The 19498-nt window shown below is 46.8% G+C and carries 16 protein-coding genes; 5 read left to right on the plus strand and 11 right to left on the minus strand.

The window, feature by feature from the left end:
* Positions 1-330 precede the first annotated feature (330 nt).
* The 5 genes from STSP1_RS04225 to ispG all read left to right on the plus strand — a co-directional run bounded on the left by STSP1_RS04225 (position 331) and on the right by ispG (position 7732).
* The gene (locus tag STSP1_RS04225; protein WP_085755153.1) at positions 331-3351 is read left to right on the plus strand and encodes a response regulator; all 3021 of its coding nucleotides are present in this window, start codon (positions 331-333) and stop codon (positions 3349-3351) included.
* Positions 3338-4516, plus strand: a complete 1179-nt coding sequence (locus tag STSP1_RS04230) for a hybrid sensor histidine kinase/response regulator (RefSeq protein ID WP_085755154.1) — start codon at positions 3338-3340, stop codon at positions 4514-4516. The genes STSP1_RS04225 and STSP1_RS04230 overlap by 14 nt, the downstream gene beginning before the upstream one ends.
* Complete coding sequence (gene dprA / locus STSP1_RS04235) at positions 4509-5630, plus strand: DNA-processing protein DprA (RefSeq protein ID WP_085755155.1); 1122 nt, start codon at positions 4509-4511, stop codon at positions 5628-5630. The genes STSP1_RS04230 and dprA overlap by 8 nt, the downstream gene beginning before the upstream one ends.
* Positions 5631-6001: 371 nt before the next feature.
* Entirely contained in the window at positions 6002-6646 is a 645-nt protein-coding gene (lexA, locus tag STSP1_RS04240) for a transcriptional repressor LexA (protein ID WP_123806977.1), read from the plus strand.
* A 9-nt stretch (positions 6647-6655) separates the two neighbouring features.
* Positions 6656-7732: a flavodoxin-dependent (E)-4-hydroxy-3-methylbut-2-enyl-diphosphate synthase gene (ispG, locus tag STSP1_RS04245; protein WP_085755157.1), complete on the plus strand. Its 1077-nt coding sequence runs from the start codon at positions 6656-6658 to the stop codon at positions 7730-7732.
* A 2-nt stretch (positions 7733-7734) separates the two neighbouring features.
* On the opposite strand, the gene STSP1_RS04250 is transcribed toward ispG, so the two are convergent.
* From STSP1_RS04250 to STSP1_RS04305, 11 genes are all read right to left on the minus strand, one after another.
* Positions 7735-10311: a hypothetical protein gene (locus tag STSP1_RS04250; protein WP_123806978.1), complete on the minus strand. Its 2577-nt coding sequence runs from the start codon at positions 10309-10311 to the stop codon at positions 7735-7737.
* Positions 10312-10315: 4 nt separating this feature from the next.
* Positions 10316-10849, minus strand: coding sequence for a KdsC family phosphatase (locus STSP1_RS04255; RefSeq protein WP_085755159.1), 534 nt, complete (start codon positions 10847-10849; stop codon positions 10316-10318).
* A 2-nt stretch (positions 10850-10851) separates the two neighbouring features.
* Positions 10852-11832 carry a KpsF/GutQ family sugar-phosphate isomerase gene (locus STSP1_RS04260; protein WP_085755160.1) on the minus strand — a complete coding sequence of 327 codons (981 nt, stop codon included), beginning with the start codon at positions 11830-11832 and terminating at the stop codon, positions 10852-10854.
* Positions 11832-13349 carry an Rne/Rng family ribonuclease gene (locus STSP1_RS04265; protein ID WP_085755161.1) on the minus strand — a complete coding sequence of 506 codons (1518 nt, stop codon included), beginning with the start codon at positions 13347-13349 and terminating at the stop codon, positions 11832-11834. The genes STSP1_RS04260 and STSP1_RS04265 overlap by 1 nt, the downstream gene beginning before the upstream one ends.
* Positions 13350-13479: 130 nt before the next feature.
* The gene (locus STSP1_RS04270; protein ID WP_085755162.1) at positions 13480-14130 is read right to left on the minus strand and encodes a TIGR03936 family radical SAM-associated protein; all 651 of its coding nucleotides are present in this window, start codon (positions 14128-14130) and stop codon (positions 13480-13482) included.
* Positions 14130-15872 (minus strand): phosphoenolpyruvate--protein phosphotransferase, encoded by a 1743-nt coding sequence (gene ptsP / locus STSP1_RS04275; RefSeq protein WP_085755163.1) that lies wholly within the window; start codon positions 15870-15872, stop codon positions 14130-14132. The genes STSP1_RS04270 and ptsP overlap by 1 nt, the downstream gene beginning before the upstream one ends.
* Positions 15873-15902: 30 nt before the next feature.
* Positions 15903-16184 carry an HPr family phosphocarrier protein gene (locus STSP1_RS04280; protein WP_085755164.1) on the minus strand — a complete coding sequence of 94 codons (282 nt, stop codon included), beginning with the start codon at positions 16182-16184 and terminating at the stop codon, positions 15903-15905.
* Positions 16185-16204: 20 nt separating this feature from the next.
* A complete protein-coding gene (locus tag STSP1_RS04285; protein WP_123806979.1) occupies positions 16205-16675 on the minus strand; it encodes a PTS sugar transporter subunit IIA in 471 nt (156 codons plus the stop codon).
* A gap of 27 nt (positions 16676-16702) precedes the next feature.
* Positions 16703-17017 (minus strand): ribosome hibernation-promoting factor, HPF/YfiA family, encoded by a 315-nt coding sequence (gene hpf / locus STSP1_RS04290; protein ID WP_085755166.1) that lies wholly within the window; start codon positions 17015-17017, stop codon positions 16703-16705.
* A 49-nt stretch (positions 17018-17066) separates the two neighbouring features.
* Positions 17067-17762, minus strand: a complete 696-nt coding sequence (locus STSP1_RS04295; RefSeq protein ID WP_085755167.1) for a DUF502 domain-containing protein — start codon at positions 17760-17762, stop codon at positions 17067-17069.
* Between the two features lie 893 nt (positions 17763-18655).
* Positions 18656-19249, minus strand: coding sequence for a hypothetical protein (locus tag STSP1_RS04305; RefSeq protein ID WP_085755169.1), 594 nt, complete (start codon positions 19247-19249; stop codon positions 18656-18658).
* Positions 19250-19498 lie beyond the last annotated feature (249 nt).

The following is a 19498-nucleotide window of genomic DNA, read 5'->3' on the forward strand; positions in this document are numbered from 1 at the left end:
GCGGCTCTGATTGTCGTTAGTATTACGCAACAACTTCACGATACGAAATATTTAAACCGAGCCACGCATGAATCCGCCTTCGGCGGACAGGCTCAGTAAATAGACAGCGATAAATTCTGCAAAGCACTGCAGCATGATGATTTGCATTTTGCGCAAAAATATTGCCGCGCTCTGATTGTGTGAATTGCTAATATTGTATAACTCTTCAGTTTAATTTAGGTATAATCACCAATTTCTCTGTAATATTATTTGACTTAATAAGCATTTTATGTTACAAGTTATGCCGCTGAGAGGGGAGACAGCCATAAGAGCGTTCGGGCAGGTAATTTTATGGATGATACAACAAAAAGAGTTCTTATTGTTGACGATAATGCCGGCAACTTAAGTGTTGTTGCTGGTCTTGTTAGCAAAATGGGTTACGAGATAATACTTGCCCAGACTGGCAAGGAAGGAATTATGAGCGCAAAGAAGTACTCGCCTGATGCGGTGCTTCTGGATATAATGATGCCGGATAAGGACGGCTATGAGGTTTGCAAAGTGCTTCGCACGCTCCCCCAGACAAAGGACGTGCCTATCATATTCCTCACAGCAAAGCTTCAGGAAGACGGCATAGACAAGGCCTTTGACAGCGGCGGGACAGACTATTTAACAAAGCCCTACAGCTCTAATGTTCTTCTGGCAAGGCTCAAAACACACATAGACAATTCCGTGCTGAAAAAAAACACGCTTGAGCTTAAAGACAAACTCAAGGTTCAAAACCAGTTTCTTGAAAACATCTATGAAGATGTTGAGGTTGGTCTTTTTGTGCTGGAGGTCGGTGAAAACCATAAGCTCAGATACCTCGGGGCAAACTCTATGTTTGAGCAGATAATGGGGATAAGATCAAAAGATTTGATGTACAAATCCCCTGAAGAGCTCACAAAGCATTTTTCTAAGTTTACCATTGAAGAACTGCTGAAAAAGGCTGAAAAATGCATATCTGAAAAGCAAAAGATAAACTACAAAGGCCGAATAATTACCAACGAAAAGACAGTTCTCTGCATAACCACGCTCAGCCCTGTAACCGGCGATAGCGGAGAGGTTATAAGGATAATCGGCTCCAGCACAGACATAACTGAGCTTGAGAAGGCAAAACATGAGCTCGAAACGCACAAAAACAACCTTGAAAAGGAAGTTGAGCAGCGAACGAGCGAGCTGAACAAGAGCAGGGAAGAACTGCTTCTTGCGCAGAAAATAGCACATATTGGACACTGGAATTTTGAGCTTCACAACGACCATTTCACCTGCTCGAAGATTGTTGACAAAATCCTCGGTATGCCGCTCTCGCAGGGCGTTCCGATATCAAAGTTCAGAAAGCTTATAGACCCCAGCTACATCCAAAGATTCGACAGGGTACTGAATAAAATTTTCACAGGTTTCCGTGAAGGTAAAAAAATCGAGCTGAGATTCATCTCAGCAGAGAAATACAAATACATAGAGATGAATATAAAGCCGGTATTTAACGGAAACCGATGCGAGTACATCTTCGGCACGATTCAGGATATCACTGCCCGCAAGCAGATGGAGATTGCGCTGACGAAAATTCAGTTTGCTGTGGATGAGTCTTCCGATGAGATATATTTCCTCGATAAGCACGGACAGTTTGTATATGCCAACCAGACTGCCCTTAAGAATTTCGGTATCTCAGCAGACAAACTCAGCAGCAAAAGCATATTCGAGTTCAATCCCGAGAAAACAAGGCAGTGGTGGAAAGAGACTTGGGAAGTGCTCAAGAAAGACAAAAAGATATCCCTGCAAACCGTCCACAGGTCAAAAGAAGGACAAGAATATCCGGTCGATATCCACGGGCAGTATCTCAAACTCGAAGAGCAGGAGCTTTGCTGCATCTTCTGCCGCGATATCTCCCGAATAAAGAAATACGAGGAAGAGCTGCTCAAGGCAAGGGACGAAGCAGACAAGGCAAGCGAGGCAAAGAGCCAGTTCCTCGCCAATATGAGCCACGAGATAAGAACTCCAATGAACGCTATCATCGGATATTCTCAGATGCTCAAGAAATCCGACAATCTCACAAACGAACAGACAAAACAGCTTGAAATCGTTGATTCAAGCAGCCATCATCTGCTCAATCTGATAAACGACATCCTTGAGATGAGCAAGATGGAGGCAGGGAAAGTAACGCTTTCTCCAATCACCTTTGATTTTATCAATCTGCTCAGCGTTACCAAAAGCATCTTCACCCTGAAGGCGGAAAATAAATCGATATTCCTCGAGTACGATATACCTTCTGATATGCCTCGCGTGATCTATGCAGACGACGGGAAGATAAGGCAGGTTATCATAAATCTGCTGGGCAATGCTGTAAAGTTTACCGACAGAGGCGGCGTGCGGGTTCGAGCACGGCACGAACAGATTGATGAGAATATCCTGAAAATCACCGTAGAGGTGGAAGATACCGGCTACGGCATTTCAGAAGACGAAAAAGAAAAGGTATTCAGCTACTTCGACCAGACCGAATCAGGCAAAATGAGCGGGGGCAGCGGATTGGGCCTGGCAATCAGCAAGGGCTACGCAAGGCAGATGGGCGGAGACATTACATTTACAAGCAAAGAGGGCAGAGGGAGTACTTTCAGCCTCACGTTCACAGCAGAGCTGCCTGAGAAAAAACAGCAGAATCAGCAGCAAAACAAAAAATCCATCAAATGCCTTACCCAAGAACACGAAGGCAAGCTGGTAATAGTTACAGACGACAACAAGGAAAACAGAGAAGTTCTGACTGATCTTCTGTACGATGCCGGATTTCAGGTAATCTCCGCGGGCAGCGGACAGGAAACACTTGAGCTTCTCAGTAAATTCACCCCTGACATACTTCTGCTTGATAATATGATGCCGAATATGACCGGTGCGGAAGTTATAGATGAGATTAAGGAAAATCCTAATATCAAAGATTTCCCCATAATAATTGTCTCGGGCGATGTGATGGGCAAGAGCCATAAGCTCGCTGTGGAGGCAGGGGCTACAGATTTCGTGAGCAAGCCCTATGAAATCGATCAGCTCTTAGAGAAAATCGCCCTTTACACTAATGCCGAATATATATATGAAGCACCCGGCTCTGAAGCTCAGGATATGTCTAATGAAAAATTGTCTCAGTTCCTTTCAGAGATTGACATCTCGCTCTTTAATTCGCTCAGAGCAGAGCTTGAAAACGGGCGTATGAAGGAATTTACAGAGCAGCTCGAAAGGCTCAAGAAAACAAACAAAGCTGCCGGCATAAAACTTTACCGGCTTGCCGAAGGCTATGAATATGAACAGCTATTTAAGCTATTTGGAATTGATTTAGATGACGAGAATTGAAAACGCAAAGATAATGGTTGTTGACGATATGCCCAACAACCTGCGTCTTCTCGACAAGATGCTGACAGGCTCGGGGTATCATGTTTCGTGTTTCCCAAAGGGAGCTCTTGCAATAAAATCAGCAAAGAGAAACCCTCCCGAGCTGATACTTCTCGATATAAATATGCCCGAGATGAACGGCTACGAGGTGTGCAAGAGGCTCAAGGCCGACTCACAGCTCTCTCACATCCCGATAATATTCATAAGCGCCCTTAACAATACCGAAGATAAGATTATGGCCTTCAAATCCGGCGGGGTTGACTATATCACAAAGCCTTTCAAATTTGAAGAGGTGGAAGCGAGGATACAAACCCACCTGAAAATCGAGAGGCTCACTGAACAGCTTGAAAAACATAACGAAGATCTTGAGGCGAGATTAGACCAGAAATCAAGGGAGCTCAAGGAAGCAAACGAAAGGCTTATGATACTCGACAAAGCCAAGTCTGATTTCCTTACGCAGATTTCCCACGAACTGAGAACCCCTCTCAACTCCATACTCGGGGTTATGAAGATGCTTATGGATAACGGCAGCGGCTCTATGTCATCTGATATTGTTGAGATGTTTGAGGGCTCCAAGGAGAAGCTGATGTCTATAATCAACGATGCAACCCTGCTGACGCAGATAAAGGTATCAGAAGATTCATTCAACAGGGAAAAAGCCGGGCTGAAGCCTATTCTGGAAAATGCGGTTAATCTTAGCGGAATGACTGAAAAGGGGCGAACCCTTGAGTGCGGAGAAATCCCTCAGAACATTTTCATCTATGCAGACAGGACTCTGATAGACAAGGCCTTTGAATCCCTTTTCAAAACAGCCCTGATTCTATCCAGAGAGAATTCTGCTATGCACTTCAGCTGCGAAGACACTGAGCAGGGGAATACAAAGCTTCTCTTGATGAAGCTGAACGTGAAGGGGCAGAATATACCAGAGGCAATCCTCCCAAACTTTTTCAGCGAATTCAGCCACGGCCAGACAATAAGCAGCGAGGGTGATTTCGGGCTTGCCCCTGCCCTTACACACAGGATATTCAAAATAAATAATGCAAAGGTTGAAGCGGGAAACACACAGGACGGGGTTGAATTCATTATAACATTCAGCGAGAAATCAGTCATCAGGGAAAATGAATGAGGAAAGAACAAGGCTTTGGCTAAAGCTCTCTAAGGCAGAAGGCGTTGGGCCTGCTGGAGTTTTAAGGCTGCTTGAAAGGTTTGATGATATCGAATCGATAGCGGGCGCGGGCAAAGAGGGCCTCAAAGCGGTTAAAGGCATTGGAGATAAAACCGCAGATTCAATGCGAAATGCCTTTGATAATCTAAGCGTTGAAGAAGAGCTGAACCTTTGCGAAAGCCGAGGGATAGGCATACTCACTTTCGATTCACCCTGCTACCCAGAACTGCTGAAAAGCACAAGATACGCTCCGGCAGTTTTGTATTATCTCGGAGATAAAGGAAAGCTGGAAAGGCTTGAACCTTCAATAGCGGCAGTGGGCTCGAGGAGATGCAGCTTCTACGGGAGGGAGCAGGCGAGGATTTTAGCCTGCGGCCTTGGAGAGGCAGGTTTTACTGTTGTAAGCGGGATGGCAAGGGGGATTGATTCAGAGGCGCATTACGGAGCGCTTACCGCAGGCGCTGATACAATCGCAGTTTTAGGCTGCGGGCTTATGCACATCTATCCGCCCGAAAACAAAGGCTTATTTGAGGAAATTGCAGCGAGAGGGGTTTGCCTAAGCCAGTTTCCGCCTGAAACAGAACCGCGAATGGAACATTTCGTTCCGCGGAACAAGATTATTGCAGGGCTCTCTGAGGCGGTTTTGGTAGTGGAGGCTGGGCCAAACTCGGGAGCTATAAAAACAGCAAACTTCTCAAGCGGCTTAGGCAGGCAGGTATTCGCTGTGCCGGGCAGGATAGACAGCAAGCTTAGCTTCGGCTCGCATAAGCTTATAAAAGAAGGGGCTTCGCTTTGCAGGGGGATTTCCGATATCCTGAATGAACCGAAATCTGCTGGGCAGACCTCGGCAGAACCAGAAAAAAAGAAAGAAAAGCCGAGGTCTCTCTTCGATCAGGGCAGCAATGAGGAAGCGATAGCTTCAGCGCTCGCTGCCGGCGAGAAAAGCAGTGATGAAATAATAGAAAATACCGGCCTAAACGCAGGCGAGGTAAACTCAGTCCTTACATGGCTTCAGATGAAGGGAGCAGTTGAGAGTTTGCCCGGGAATAAATACAAGCTGGCAGGAAAAATTTAAAAAATTTTCTGATTTTGTTCGGTTTTTGTTTGGAAGTTAAGCGAAATCTGCTAAAATGACGATTTGAATAGCCTACTGCTGCCGGCATAATGAGCCGTCAGAGTTAAGTTACGGAAGACTTAATTGGAGGCATGGAAAAATGAAAAGAAAACGCAAAAGCCCTTTATGCAGTTTCGGGCCGGGGGGTGAGTATAAAACGGAATACTCCCCAGACCGCTACGATTCGGGAGTTGAACAGAGCTCGGCTTTGAAGGTTCTGTTCGAGAGTTTTTCGTGTGCTCTTGCCGAAAAACTGATATGGACTCTTAACACCAGCCCGCATACAGCAGAACTGCACAATTACTCAAGCCCATTTGAAATGGACTGCAATTATGGGGAGAACAGTAATGCAGCTTACTCCAGTGAAAATGAATATTCTCGAAATATTCGCAAATTTCCAGCGGGAAAAACATTATTCCCCGACGATGAAGGAACTCGCCGAACTTCTGGGAAAAAGCAGAACCACGGTGTTCGAACACTGCACCGCCCTTCGAAAAAAGGGGTATCTCTCGGCATCCCAGGGCAAGGTACGCTCTTTGAGACTCACGGCTAAGGCCGAAAAGCTCATTGGTGAAGACTGCTCAGAGAACGAACTTGATGATAGTAACGGCATCCCGATGCTGGGCAGTGTGGCAGCGGGTTTTCCCGTTGAGCCGCTGGAGGTTGGCGAGAAACTCTCGATCTCGGCGCAGTTTAACACTAAAGGCACGCTCTTTGCCCTGAAAGTTTCGGGGGAGAGTATGATTGGAGATAATATCTTCCCGGGGGATTATGTTATCTGCCGTCATACCAGCGAAGCGAAAAACGGGGATATTGTGGTTGCGTTAGTTGATGAAAACGAGGCAACTCTTAAAAGATTCTATAAAGACAAGAACTGCATCCGCCTTGAGCCTTCTAATGATGAATATGAAACGCTTCGGGTAACCAACTGCGCCGTAAAAGGCGTTGTTACCGGGCTTTTGAGGAATATACACTAAGACAGCTAAATGAATAACGGCATACCCGAAAGACGCAAAACAAGAGAGGTTAGAATCGGCTCAGCTGCAATCGGCGCGGGGAATCCTGTGGCCGTGCAGTCTATGGCGAAAACTCTCACAACAGACATAGAGGCAACCTCTGAACAAATCCGCCGGCTGGAAAAATGCGGCTGCGATATAGTGCGCGTGGCTGCGGCTTCAAAGAAAGATACCGAGGCCTTCGCTAAGATTGCAGCGCAGGCGAATCTCCCTCTGGTTGCTGATATACACTTCTCCGCTCAAAGGGCAATTGAGGCAATTGATGCCGGAGCAGCGAAAATCCGAATCAATCCGGGGAATATGCGGTCTTGGAAAGAACTTGATGATGTTATCGCCTGCGCTAAGGCGAACTCCATTTCAATCCGAATCGGCATAAACGAAGCAAGCATAAGAAACCTCAAAGAAGACACCCCTTCACGGGATAGAGTGAGCCTTATGTTTGACGAGATGAGCGAATACGTGCGTGAATTTGAGAAACGGGGGTTTGAAGAGCTCGTTTTGAGCGCAAAGAGCGTAAACGTAAACAGGACAATAGCAATAAACCGCAGGTTCTCAGAGAGCTTTGAATACCCGATACACATAGGCCTCACGCATTCCGGCCTCCCCGAAGACGGTCTCGTTCCCTCGGCAGCAGCGATGGGCAGTCTTCTGAGCGAAGGAATTGGGGACACAATTCGAATCAGTCTTGCAGGCGAGCCGGAAAACGAAGTAACCGCAGCGCAGGATATTCTCGCCTCTTTTGGGCTTTACGAAAAGAACTCACCTAAGATTGTTGTATGCCCCACATGCGGGAGATGTATGATAGACGTCCTTTCGCTTGCGAGGAAAATCAAGCAGGCGGCGCAGGGGATTGAAAAGCCGCTGAATATCGCGGTGATGGGCTGCATTGTAAACGGCCCGGGCGAGGCGGCGGATGCCGACCTTGCAGTATGTGCGGGCAGCGGTAAGGGATATATCTACCGCGGCGGCAGGAAACTGGCAGTCGTGCAGGAAGAAAACCTGCTCGAGGAATTCTCAAAGCAGATTAAACTGCTGGCTGCCGAATAATACTACCACGTACGTGATATACCCTCCAGCGAGGTTTTGAAATCTCCCGTTTCCACGTTGTATATAATTTCTTCAACCACATTATTGTTCAGTACGCACGGGTTCTCTTCTGTGCCGGTGATTTCAAGCTGCCCAGTTTCGGAACTGAAAGAAAGCTCTTCGCCTATAAGCGTGAATCTGTCCGGTTCGAAATAGCTCACCCCGCCTGAAGCTGAAACCTTTGATATGCTGAGCTCGCCCTCTTCGGGCTTCTGAGCGTACTCAAGCCTCAGGCTCCCTGCATCGAGGAGTTTTTCCCTGCCGGCCTGACCTTCCGCATCAACTGGAATATAACCTATTCGCAGCGGCTTATCGGCTTTTCGGGCGGTTATAAGCTGGCGGCTTCGGTTAATGGTGAGCATACTGAAATTGTCCACAAGAGCAAAACAGCGAGATGTGAGATCAAAGGCAGCTTTATCCTCATCTGTTTTTTCCGGCTGGACATTTTTATTGTTCACTTCGATCTTGCCCGGCCCGGTTATCTCAATCTGCTCATTCCGGGCAGTATAGTTAATCTCTTTTCCGGTGAGTTTCATTGCACTGATAAGCCTGTCGTCTGTAAACCTGCGGTTTGAAGCGTTCACCTCTCCTCCGGCAAGCAGAATAGACTCAACAGAATTTGGCGAAAGCCCCCCGCCGGCCTGCTCGCCTTTGCGGGATACATTCACAACCATTTCATCGCAGGAAAATTCTGTTACCTCATTTATTGAATTGTTTTCTGCGGTGCTTTTGCCTGTAACATCGCCGGAGAAGGTAATCTTGTCGGATGCAGGGCTGTAAAGCACATCATCTTTGCATTCTATATCAAGCGGGAGAACTTTCCCTTGAGCAGGGAGATTCAATCTGAGATTTATATCGCCGCTTGCTCTTGCGGTTTGAGAGGTAAAATCGTAATCCATCTTCTCAGATCTGAACACCGCTGCATCTGCCTGCCCATCGGCCTTTGAAGCAGAAAGGCTTGGATTCTCCCAAGCCGAGGCAGAAGCGGGAACCATCTTGCCGTCTTTCCGAGCAAAGCTTACATCAACGCTTCCGGCTTTTAAAGTGCCTGTATTATTAACCAGAGTTACATTCTCACGAAGCTTCAATTCGCTAATACCCTGCCCTTCAGGCGAGGCTTCCAGAAAAGCGCTTCCCGCCGAAAGGTTTTGGGGCGAATCGGAAATCAGGCGGGCATTGAGGCCGCCTTCTATCTGAGCGGAGCTGAGCTGGAAATTTTCAGTGAGAGCAATGTCAAGGCTGCCCTTAAAATTGAGTACAGACTCGCTTCCCTCCCTGCCTGATACGAGCCTTCCAGGGCCTTCTACAAAAGCGGTGAATTCCTTGCGGTTAAGCCTTATACTCTGGGAAGAGTACATTGCATAGCCTCCTGCCTTCGAGTACAGCTCTATCTCGCCCTGCCCTGAACCTGATTTGAGCTCAGCAATTTGACGGGAGGTATCGTAAAAAATGAGCGGAGAATTCACAGCCGCCTCCTGCGAGCTGAGCCTTGCAGGCGAACCTGCTATTTCCACGCTTATACTGCCAAGCGGATTAGTTTTATCGGACGGGGCAAATTCAAGCCCGCGTTTGCAGGAAGCTGTGAGCGAGGGCTCACCCTTCGGGGCAGAGGAATTTCCCTGCTGCTCAGCGGCGGGAGCCGTTTGCTCCTGTTCGCCCTTTTCGGCCGCTGATTCCCATAGTATGTTGTTTATAACAAGCTCATCGCAGCTAACGTTTTGCTTTTGGTATTCTAAATTAACATCACCGTTTAAGCTGAGCTTGTAATATTTTCCTGTATCGTCTGAGGCATCGCCTTCATCCAAGCCGCTTTTGGAGGATGCAATTCCTTCCTCTCCTGCACTGATATCCTCGAACACCTTTATACTGCTTACATAATCAATTTTCAAATAATTAACTATATTCTCTTTCGAATCGTATCTGAGATTAAGCCCTTTGCCCTTGAGCTCGAGGAAATCACTTACAATTTCAAGCGTGCCTTTGCTTGTAAGCTCATTCCTTTCGATATGACAGGAAAGGCTGGAGAGGTCTATATCCACATCACTGCGGCCGTCTATGATAAATTTAACATGCACATCCTCTTCGAGCTCTGCAATCACCGGCTTTGGCTTGCCTGTCTGCAATTCTACGGTTATAGTGCCTGAGGCAGAATTGAGTTTGCATATGTAGCCCTCCCCATAGATTGTGAGGCGGGGTTCACGGATTGTCCACCGCATTCCGTCTTTGTGCAGGAGCTTTTCGAAGCCGAATCTGCTGGCAACGTTTCCATCTTTATCAAGAAGCTTGAATTCGGATTGTTCGGTCTGACCGATCTCAGTATCACCGATACTGCCTGCCTTTTTATCATCCGCAGGCTTTTCTTCTTCCAAACCGCTTTCGCTTGGCTTGTCCTGCTTATCCTGCTCCACCTCGACAATAGTATAATCATCATCCACCTCTATCACCACAGGTTCTTTGTAGAACCGTACGGCATAATATATGCCTGCACATATGATGAGGGTGAAGGCGAATAATAAAAACTTCTTGAAAAATTCCATCATCTGTTCAGCCCAAATATCTATCCATCAGTTTTTGCCACTTGTCCTGATGCTCAAGGATAAGCTTCACTATCTCCCTAACAGCTCCGCCGCCTCCCTGACGTTTGGATACGTAATCGGCGCATAATTTCAGCTCGTCAACTGCATTATCCACAGCCGCGCTGAAACCTGCCTGCCTTGCCACGGGGATATCAACCACATCATCGCCAACCCACGCCACTTGCTCCGGCGAGATATGAAGGGTTTCGAGCATCTCCTTAAAAGCAGGGAGTTTCTCCTTGCAGCCCTGATAAACGTGCTGGATATCGAGCTGTGCTGCCCTGAGGTTTGTAACATTAACCGCTCTGCCGCTCAAGATTGCAGACTGATGCCCTGCTCTGTGCCAGAGCTTTATCCCGTGCCCGTCGTGGACATTGAAAGCCTTTGATTCCACGCCGTAGTCGTTAAGGATGATGCTGCCGTCTGTGAGTACGCCGTCAACATCAAGAACGAGAAGGCGGATATTTTTGAGTTTTTCCTTATCGTATTCCTGCTTGAACATTTTCACCTCGAAAGCTTGATCGAAACAATATCCTGCACGTCAATCATACCTACAGGCTTTAAGTCTTCATCGACAACGGGCAGTTCATCAATTCTGTATTTATGGAAAATGGCCATCGCTTCAGATGCAAGGGTGCTGGTTTGAACATACTTACAGTTTGCAGTCATCACCGACTCCACTGTCCGGCTGAATCCCTCGGATTTGGTATCCATAAAGAGCCTTCGAAGGTCTGCGTCTGTTATTATCCCTTCGAGCCTGCCCGACTTGCCCGCTACCATTACCGCGCCTCTTCGTTTTGTGGAGCTGGTTTTATCGAGCATATCAGCGATAGTAAGCTCCTTTTCTACAATCGGAAGCTTATCAGTCTTAGTAAAATCCATAGACTGCTCCACAGTAATAAGCTGCGCCCCCAGCGAACCACCCGGGTGATACTTGGCAAAATCCTCCTTCGTGAATTTTTTTGCCTTCATCACAGTAAGGGCAAGTGCATCGCCAACAGCAAGCATACAGGTTGTGGAAACAGTGGGGGCAAGCCCCAGCGGGCACGCCTCTTCAAATGACCCGAAAGCAAGAGACACATCGCAGTTTGCAGCAAGACTGCTGTCCGGCTTGCCGGTTAGAGCGATTGTCTGAACACTCATCTGCTTGAGCACCTGCATAAGCCGGAGCATCTCTGCTGTTTTCCCGCCGTAGCTTATCAGCACAGCGAGGTCTTTCTCGCACACCCTTCCGAGGTCTCCATGCACGGCTTCGCTCGGGTGAAGAAAGATGCTCGGTATCCCGACAGAGGCCATTGTAGCTGAGATCTTTCTGCCGATAAGGCCGGCCTTGCCTATCCCGCTTACAACCACGTTAGATTTGCAATTATAAATCTTTTCGCAGGCCAGAGCGAAACTTCCGCCTGAAACCAGCTCTGAGAGAGAATCAACGGCCTGGGCCTCCTTTTTTATTACCTGCTGAGCGTATTGGACATCAAACTTCATCAAAGAACCATTCTCCCTCTTTCATCAAGACAGGAAATAGCAAACTCCTCGCCCTTCATCTCAGGCCTCTGCTTGATCTCAATTACCTTCTCGCTTTCGTTTTCGGCTTCGCATATCACTGCTCTTTTGCTGTTCAAAAGGTGCTCTGCTATCTCAGAAGAAGTTTCAACAAGCACTTTAACAGTTCGCTTGTTGGCAAGGGCAATCTGTACTTCTCGAAGTATTTCCACGGCAACCGATTCTGCGCATTTTATCAGACCTGACCCCCCGCAGACCGGACACTCCCTGAAAAGGCTCCTCTCCAGCGAAGGCCTCATTCGCTGCCTTGTCATCTCTACAAGGCAAAACTGGCTCATACGCAGTATTCGATATTTTGCCCTGTCCGGCTTAACGGCATCTCTGAATGCCTTCTCAACCCTTTTGCGGTTAGCGGCTATTTCCATATCTATGAAATCACATACGATTATACCGCCCATATCCCTTAACCTAAGCTGGCGGGCAATTTCTTTTGCAGCTTCAAGATTTGTCTGCAGAGCGGTTTGCTCAATATCTTTGTACTTCTTGGCCCTTGCGCTGTTTACATCAATCGCCACGAGGGCTTCAGTTTGCTCGATAACAATCGTGCCGCCGCCGCGAAGCTCGACCTTGCGCTGCTTAACCTTGTTAACCGCTTCCTCAATCCAGTATTTGTGGAACAGAGGTTCTGAGGAATTGTAGTAGCTTATTCGCTTTTTGTATCTCGGCTGAGTTATTTCGAAGAAATCTTTAATCTTGTTTGTAACGTTTTCAGAATCACACACCACCCGCTTGACTGTAGTATTGAAAACATCTCTAACCGCCCTTATCGCGAGGTCTGATTCTCTGTAGAGCTCTGCTGGCGGCTGCCTCTTGTTCATCCGCTTTTTGATGGATTCCCACAGCCTTGTGAGATATTTGAGATCCATCTGTATATCTCTTTTGTTTGCAAGCTCTCCAGCAGTTCTAACGATGAAGCCTGCATCCTCAGGCCCCTCGAGCTCGGAAATAATGCCCTTGAGCCGTTTCCTGCTCTCCTCATTCTCAATCCTCTGTGAAACCCCTACCTTATTCATCCACGGCATCAAAACAAGATATTTACCCGGAAGTGAAAGATACGTTGTAACGGCGGGGCCTTTAGTTCCCACGCCTTCCTTTATAACCTGCACAACAATCTTCTGCCCGGGCTTGATGCACTTTCTGATTGGAGGCCTTTTCTTGAGGCCGGTACGTTTGCCGATCTTCTCCTTAGCGCCTTCGTTTACATAGTACCTCGGATGGATATCGCTTATATGAAGAAAGCCATGGCGTTTCTCACCGTAATCTACGAATGCCGCCTGGATACTCGACTCTACATTTATAACCTTACCCAAATAGATATTGTTCACGCAGGAATTATCGTCTTCCCGCTCCATGTAAAGTTCTTCAAGAGCGCCATCCTGCAAAACCGCAACCCGGCATTCTTCGCCTTGGGTTACATTTATCAGCATTTCTCTTGACATTGCTAAAACCCTTTATAATTCGGGGGTAAGCAGCTGAACGCAAACCTAATACCTGATAAGCTTTTTCCAATAAACCGCCGAGACCGCTTGCCTAGAAACGATTCATTAGAGAAAGCCTAATTGTCAGCTGCTATGCCCACCCTATATTTATTCTTACTATTCTGCTCAGGTCGGTATCATCGTAACCGGCCAGCTTTAATATTTCTCCGGCCTTTAATGTGCCGGAGCTGGAAAAATTCACCTTCAGCTTGAGCCCGTTTTCTTCCGGCTTGAGCCTTTCAATAAGCTGTGCAAGCGGAAGAACCTTTATTTTTCCTGTTTTGTGTTTCTTACGGGTAAACTGAAAATCTTTCGATTCTATTTTTTCTGTAATATCAGATTTTACAGCCTCGGCTTCCTCGCCGCTGCATCTGATAAGATAAGTAACATCACTAACTTGGCAACCCTTTTTCCCCGAATACTGCTCGGCTGAGATTACAGAAATGCCCTCAGGAAGCTGCTCATTGAGCTTTTTTCTGATTAGCACCGAATCAATCTGCGAGGCAGGACGCTCGAGCTGAACAACGCACAGCTCACAAAGAGACTCAACTCCCACATTCTTGGGAAGCGGCAGTGAAAATCTCGGGTGCGGATTGAAGCCCTGGGAAAATCTAAGCGGGAGCTTTGCCCTTATGCACGCCCTTATCAAAACCGTCATCACCTCCTGATGGGAAAGGAAGGCCGTTCCATCGGAAATCTGGTACACCATAAAAAGGGTTGAAAAATCTTCCCCGTCCTGCATCACTGCACCTCTGGGACTATTCCCATAAGCGTATCCCTCAGATAGTTTACTATAGAACGCCTTGTCTCAAGGCAGCCTGCTCTTCTTGCCACCTCTTCGCAAGTTGGGATGTCCAGAGCCCTTATAACAAGCTTAATCTCCGGAATCCGCGGAGCTGCCACGGAAAGCCTTCGAACACCAAGGCCTAACAGAAGGGGCACAAACTCAGGCTCCGATGCCATCTCTCCGCAAACGCACACTTCTGTGCCGGCCTTTTTGGCATTTCGCACAACTTCCTTTATAAGCTTTATCACAGCGGGCTGGCCGGGCGAATACAGGCTAGCAAGCTTTTCGTTCGCTCTGTCCACAGCGAGGGTGTATTGAATGAGATCGTTCGTGCCGATGCTGAAAAAATCCACCTCTTTTGCAAGAAAAGCTGAGATCAAGGCAGAGCTGGGGGTTTCAATCATTATGCCTATTTTGATATTGAAATCGTAATCAAAGCCGTCATCTGCAAGGTCTTCCATTACATCCCGGACAACCATCTTTGCATGGCGAACTTCCTCGACAGTTGTGATAAGAGGAAACATCAGCTTGATATCTCCCTCAGCACTTGCCCTTAGAATAGCCCGAAGCTGGGTTCTGAAAAGCGGAAGATTCGCTGTTGTGAGGCAGTATCTTATAGAACGCAAGCCGAGAACGGGGTTTGTTTCGGTTGGGAATTTCCCGTCTGAGGGCATTTTATCTGCGCCCAGATCCATCGTTCTTATAACGAGCGGTCGTCCGGCGAGCCTTCTTATCACATCCATATAGGCATCGTAATGCTCCTGCTCGGAAGGCATTTTCTCACTCTGCAAATACAAAAACTCAGTTCTGTACAGCCCTACCCCGTCTCCACCTTTCGAGGCCACAATATCCGCCTCCTGCGGAAGCTCGATATTACCGCCGAGTGAAACATTCACACCGTCGGTTGTCTCTGCGGGCAAATCGCAGGTTTTCTGGAGCTGCTGCTCTACTGCAATCGTATCATCGCTGTATCTGCGGTATTCCTCGAGGGTTTCAGAATCGGGGCGTATGAGAACTGTGCCTTTATAGCCGTCAAGGATTATCGTATCGCCGTCCTCAGCGGAGGATGTGATATCCTCAAGGGCAACGATTGCAGGTATGCCGATTGATCTTGCCACAATAGCAGTATGGCTGGTTCTCCCGCCAGCATTTGTTGCAAAGCCCTTTACGTAGTCGAGATTGAGCGAAGCGGTCTGGGTGGGGCTTAGGTCATTAGCTATAACCACACATTCCTCGTTTATGCTTCCCAAATCGTAGCATTCTTTTTTGGTAAGCACGCGAAGAAGCCTTTTCTCAATATCGTATATATCGCTCACCCTCTCCCTTACATAGTTGTCCGGCGAGCTGGAAAGCGTTCCCGATATCTCTTTGAAAACACTTGATACTGCATACTCAGCACATACAGACTTTTCTCTGATTCTCTTAGATACCCTCTTGATAAGAGAATCATCGCTCAGGAAACCAACGTGAACAGCAAAAATATCTCTTATCCCGCTGTCATCGCTTCCGTACTTACTGCTGAGCTCACGCACCTGCTCTGCGGCGTTTTTAAAAGCCTTTTCAACCCTTTCAACCTCATCCTCAATCTGTTCGGTCTCAATTACCTTGTGCTGAATTCTGAAATCTTCAGCCTCAAGCAGGCAGCATTTTGATATTATAATTCCCGGTGAAACCGGTATGCCGTTTTTAATTTCCATCAATTCCCAACCTTTAGCCAGAATTCCAAATCAGCTGTTCCCCGCCTCAGACTCAATAAGAGTTTCCTCTATGAGCTCTCTGAGCGCCTCAAGGGCTTCTCCAGAATCTTCGCCGTCTGCTGAAATAGTAATATCCTCGCCGGAAGGTACAACGAGAGTCATTATTTCCATAATGCTTTTGCCGTTGACCTTGTTCTCGCCGTTAGCAATTGTAATTTCGCTGCTGAAATTACTTGCAAGCTCGGAAATCTGCATTGCAGGCCTCATATGCAGTCCTTCCGGCATCATAATTTTGACAACTATTTCATTCATCTTATTGAAGACCTGTCTGGTTATATCTCGTCTCTGTCTGCTTCCTCAAGCAGAGTAACCACGTCTTCAGTGCTTTTAGACTGTCTCAGGAAACTCCTGAAATCATCCTTTTGAAGATTTTTGAAAATCAGTTCCATAGCCGAAAGGTGCTCTTCCGGACTGCCTTCAGGTCCTATTACGAGAAAAACCGAATAGACGAGCTGCTTGTCCAGAGATAAGAAATCTACACCTTCTGAGCTCAAACCGAAAGCGCCTACGGGGGAGTTAACCAGATAAGACTTCACATGAGGCACGGCAACACCCTTGCCGATTCCAGTGCTTGCCTCATTTTCTCTGTCTATTACAGCCTTTACTGCCTGATCCCTGTTAACCTTTTCCAACTGACCTGCATCAACAAGACTGTCAACCAGCTCAGTTATAACGCCGTCCCTATCGGTTGATTTAAGTTTAGCTACTATCGCCTCTGGACAAACCAGCCCGTTCAGTTTCATATTATTCTCCAATTTCAATTCTCAGTATCACCCGGCGTGCATCGGGTTTCTTTCCTTTTCTTTAATCTTCTTAAGCTGCCTTTCGGCCTTTTCGAAAGCCTCATCTATAATTTTAAAGAGATTGTCATCTTCCTCACCTTGCACCTTAACCACAAGCGGGGGATTATGTCCGCCTTTTGTAATCACTTCCACTTTTGTAGTTTTTCCCTCTCCGCCATCTATTATTGTTTCAATAGACTCAACTGAACTGTAAAATTTCGGGAGCTTGTTAGCCTTAAGCTCTACGTGCTCTTTGATCCCTCGAGTTACCTCGAAATGTCTGCCTGTCAGTTTAAGTTCCATAATTTTCTCCTTTATAATTAATAAATTAACAGCTCAGTCGAAAATACGCTCACTCACTGTTTTGTGTTTGCTCAAGCTGCAAACCTTCCCACTCCGACGGCGTTATCACGCCTCCGCTTATAGTGAATCTGAGCGCTTCTTCTACAGTCATATCCAGATCTATCACACTTCCCGCCGGCACCATAATAACGTAGCCGGTAAAAGGCGTAGGGGAGCTGGGGATAAAGATCGAAACCAGATCCATATCCAAACTCGCCGTAACCTGATCTATACCCGAGCCGGTTACCATACCCACAGACCATATCCCAGCACGGGGATACTCTACAGCTACAACCTTCTTAAAGGCAATAGAATGCCGCGAAAAGACGCTGTCTGTTACCTGTTTGATATTCGGGTATATATTCCTGACTATCGGGGCTCTTGCCGCAAGATTCTCAAAATATTTCCATATTGTTTTCCCGACTACGCTGGCAAGAAAAGCACCGAGAAAACAGACTGCAATGAATATAACCAGAAAACCCGCTGTCTGGCCTTTCCCGTTTACCCAGAACTGAATAAGCTCTTCTTTGGGCTGGTCGCTGCCTGCCCATATTATCAGCTTTACTATAAAGCCGTTTATATGCCTGCTCAAATTCTCCTGTATGAACAGATAAAACTGAACAAACAGCCAGATAGTCAGGATAGTCGGGAGTAATGCTGCAACGCCTCGGAGAAAGTAGTTTCTTATATCCCTGAATACTCTCATAAGTCTTTTGACTAAACCTAGTTCGTTTTTATATTTCTCTAATAAATTTTACTATTAAAATGGATTATAGTCAACAGAAAATGGATTTATCGGGGATAAGAATTAAAGGCAATGTAATACTGGTAATAAAAAGTATAACCGCTAATGACATCCAGCTTTGGGACGTTAATAATATTTTTTTACTGAGCCTGTCCGCCGAAGGCGGAGAGGACTCGGAGGATCACGGAGGAGGATGTGATAAAGATAGTGGCCTGTGGCGAGGGGCAGAGTAGCTCGTGGCAAAATCATTAGTGAAAAATTAGAGCTGATTAGCGTCTGAAATTATCTCCCCTCCGTTTCCTCCGGTAACTCCGTGTAAAAATCAATTTAAACATCAGAGCAGGATTATGTATTGCGTTTAAGCGTCCTGCTGGCAGAGAGCTTTCCCTCATTTATGAAAATGTTTTCTCTGATGTAAAAGAGAGTTAAACCGAGTCTGTCCGCCGGAGGCGGAGAGGAAGCGGAGATAACGGAGAGGATGTTAATATATTATATTTAAAAATCCTCTGTGCCCCTCCGCGTGCCTCGGTGGTTAATATATATCTTTTCTCTCCGTGGTTAATGTTTTTTTACTGAACCTGTCCGCCGGAGGCGGAGAGGGCTCGGAGGATCACGGAGGAGGATGTGATAAATTAGACAGGATTAACAAGATTTACAGGATGAGATAAATACAATGGCAGAGCTGTAAGTCCGCCTGCGGCGGATTGCGAGTAGCAAAATCATTAGAGAAAAATTAGAGCAGATTAGCGGTTAGTTTAAATAGGGACAGTTACCCATTTATTAGTTTGGCTTTTGGTAGTGAGTAATCTTTCCCTCCCTTCAGCACAAAAGCATATCCGGAAGGCTCGGCCACATTACTCTTTTAATAGTTCTTTTCTTTTACGTGGGAATTTCTCCCACACTTTTGTGAACGTTTTTCCCACACTTTTGTGAACGTTTTTCCCACACCTTTGGGAAGTTTTTCCCACAGTCAGACGTTGGGGGTGCGGGAGTTTCTCCCACACTGCTGTGAACGGTTTTCCCACAGTTAGGCGTTGGGGGTGTAGGAGTTTTTCCCACATTGCTGTGAACGTTTTTCCCACAGTCAGACGCTGGGGGTGTGGGAGTTTCTCCCACACTGCTGCGAACGTTTTTTGGTACTCTTCGAGTTTGGCTTTTGGAAGTGAGTAATCTTTCCCTCCCTTCAGCACAAAAGCATATCCGGAAGGCTCGTCCACATTACTCTTTTCTTTTCTTATTCTTTTATGGTCTAATTTTCGGACAGGTTCCTGTCTGGTTTTCGGGCAGGTACCGGTCGGATTTTCGGACTGGTCGGTTTTCCCTACCGGTCTGGTTTTCGGGCAGGTACCGGTCTGATTTTCGGACTGGTCGGTTTTCCCTACCGGTTGGGTTTTCGGGCAGGTTTTGTAAATGTTTGACTTCCCGATACCCTGCTGCTGTCTCGGCATACAATTTAAAGAACATATGTGCCCCGCGGTGGTTAATTTCTTTTTTCTCTACAGAACCTGTCCGCCGAAGGCGGAGAGGACTCAGAGGATCACGGAGGAGGATGTGATAAATTAGACAGGATTAACAAGATTTACAGGATGAGATAAAGATTTCATATTAATTTTAAATTGGCTTTCTCCATCAAAAAAACTTATCTTAAATCATTAGTGAAAAATTAGTGCAGATTAGCGGCTTATATATCTCAGCGG

The organism is Sedimentisphaera salicampi (assembly GCF_002117005.1).
In the GTDB taxonomy this organism is placed as follows: Bacteria; Planctomycetota; Phycisphaerae; order Sedimentisphaerales; family Sedimentisphaeraceae; genus Sedimentisphaera; species Sedimentisphaera salicampi.

What these genes read in the sequence shown, in the direction of transcription:
- STSP1_RS04225 (WP_085755153.1), top strand. Translation starts at nt 331, where the DNA reads ATGGATGATACAACAAAAAGAGTTCTTATTGTTGACGATAATGCCGGC.
- STSP1_RS04230 (WP_085755154.1), top strand. Translation starts at nt 3,338, where the DNA reads ATGACGAGAATTGAAAACGCAAAGATAATGGTTGTTGACGATATGCCC.
- dprA (WP_085755155.1), top strand. Translation starts at nt 4,509, where the DNA reads ATGAATGAGGAAAGAACAAGGCTTTGGCTAAAGCTCTCTAAGGCAGAA.
- lexA (WP_123806977.1), top strand. Translation starts at nt 6,002, where the DNA reads ATGGGGAGAACAGTAATGCAGCTTACTCCAGTGAAAATGAATATTCTC.
- ispG (WP_085755157.1), top strand. Translation starts at nt 6,656, where the DNA reads ATGAATAACGGCATACCCGAAAGACGCAAAACAAGAGAGGTTAGAATC.
- STSP1_RS04250 (WP_123806978.1), bottom strand. Translation starts at nt 10,311, where the DNA reads ATGATGGAATTTTTCAAGAAGTTTTTATTATTCGCCTTCACCCTCATC.
- STSP1_RS04255 (WP_085755159.1), bottom strand. Translation starts at nt 10,849, where the DNA reads ATGTTCAAGCAGGAATACGATAAGGAAAAACTCAAAAATATCCGCCTT.
- STSP1_RS04260 (WP_085755160.1), bottom strand. Translation starts at nt 11,832, where the DNA reads ATGAAGTTTGATGTCCAATACGCTCAGCAGGTAATAAAAAAGGAGGCC.
- STSP1_RS04265 (WP_085755161.1), bottom strand. Translation starts at nt 13,349, where the DNA reads ATGTCAAGAGAAATGCTGATAAATGTAACCCAAGGCGAAGAATGCCGG.
- STSP1_RS04270 (WP_085755162.1), bottom strand. Translation starts at nt 14,130, where the DNA reads ATGCAGGACGGGGAAGATTTTTCAACCCTTTTTATGGTGTACCAGATT.
- ptsP (WP_085755163.1), bottom strand. Translation starts at nt 15,872, where the DNA reads ATGGAAATTAAAAACGGCATACCGGTTTCACCGGGAATTATAATATCA.
- STSP1_RS04280 (WP_085755164.1), bottom strand. Translation starts at nt 16,184, where the DNA reads ATGAATGAAATAGTTGTCAAAATTATGATGCCGGAAGGACTGCATATG.
- STSP1_RS04285 (WP_123806979.1), bottom strand. Translation starts at nt 16,675, where the DNA reads ATGAAACTGAACGGGCTGGTTTGTCCAGAGGCGATAGTAGCTAAACTT.
- hpf (WP_085755166.1), bottom strand. Translation starts at nt 17,017, where the DNA reads ATGGAACTTAAACTGACAGGCAGACATTTCGAGGTAACTCGAGGGATC.
- STSP1_RS04295 (WP_085755167.1), bottom strand. Translation starts at nt 17,762, where the DNA reads ATGAGAGTATTCAGGGATATAAGAAACTACTTTCTCCGAGGCGTTGCA.
- STSP1_RS04305 (WP_085755169.1), bottom strand. Translation starts at nt 19,249, where the DNA reads ATGCCGAGACAGCAGCAGGGTATCGGGAAGTCAAACATTTACAAAACC.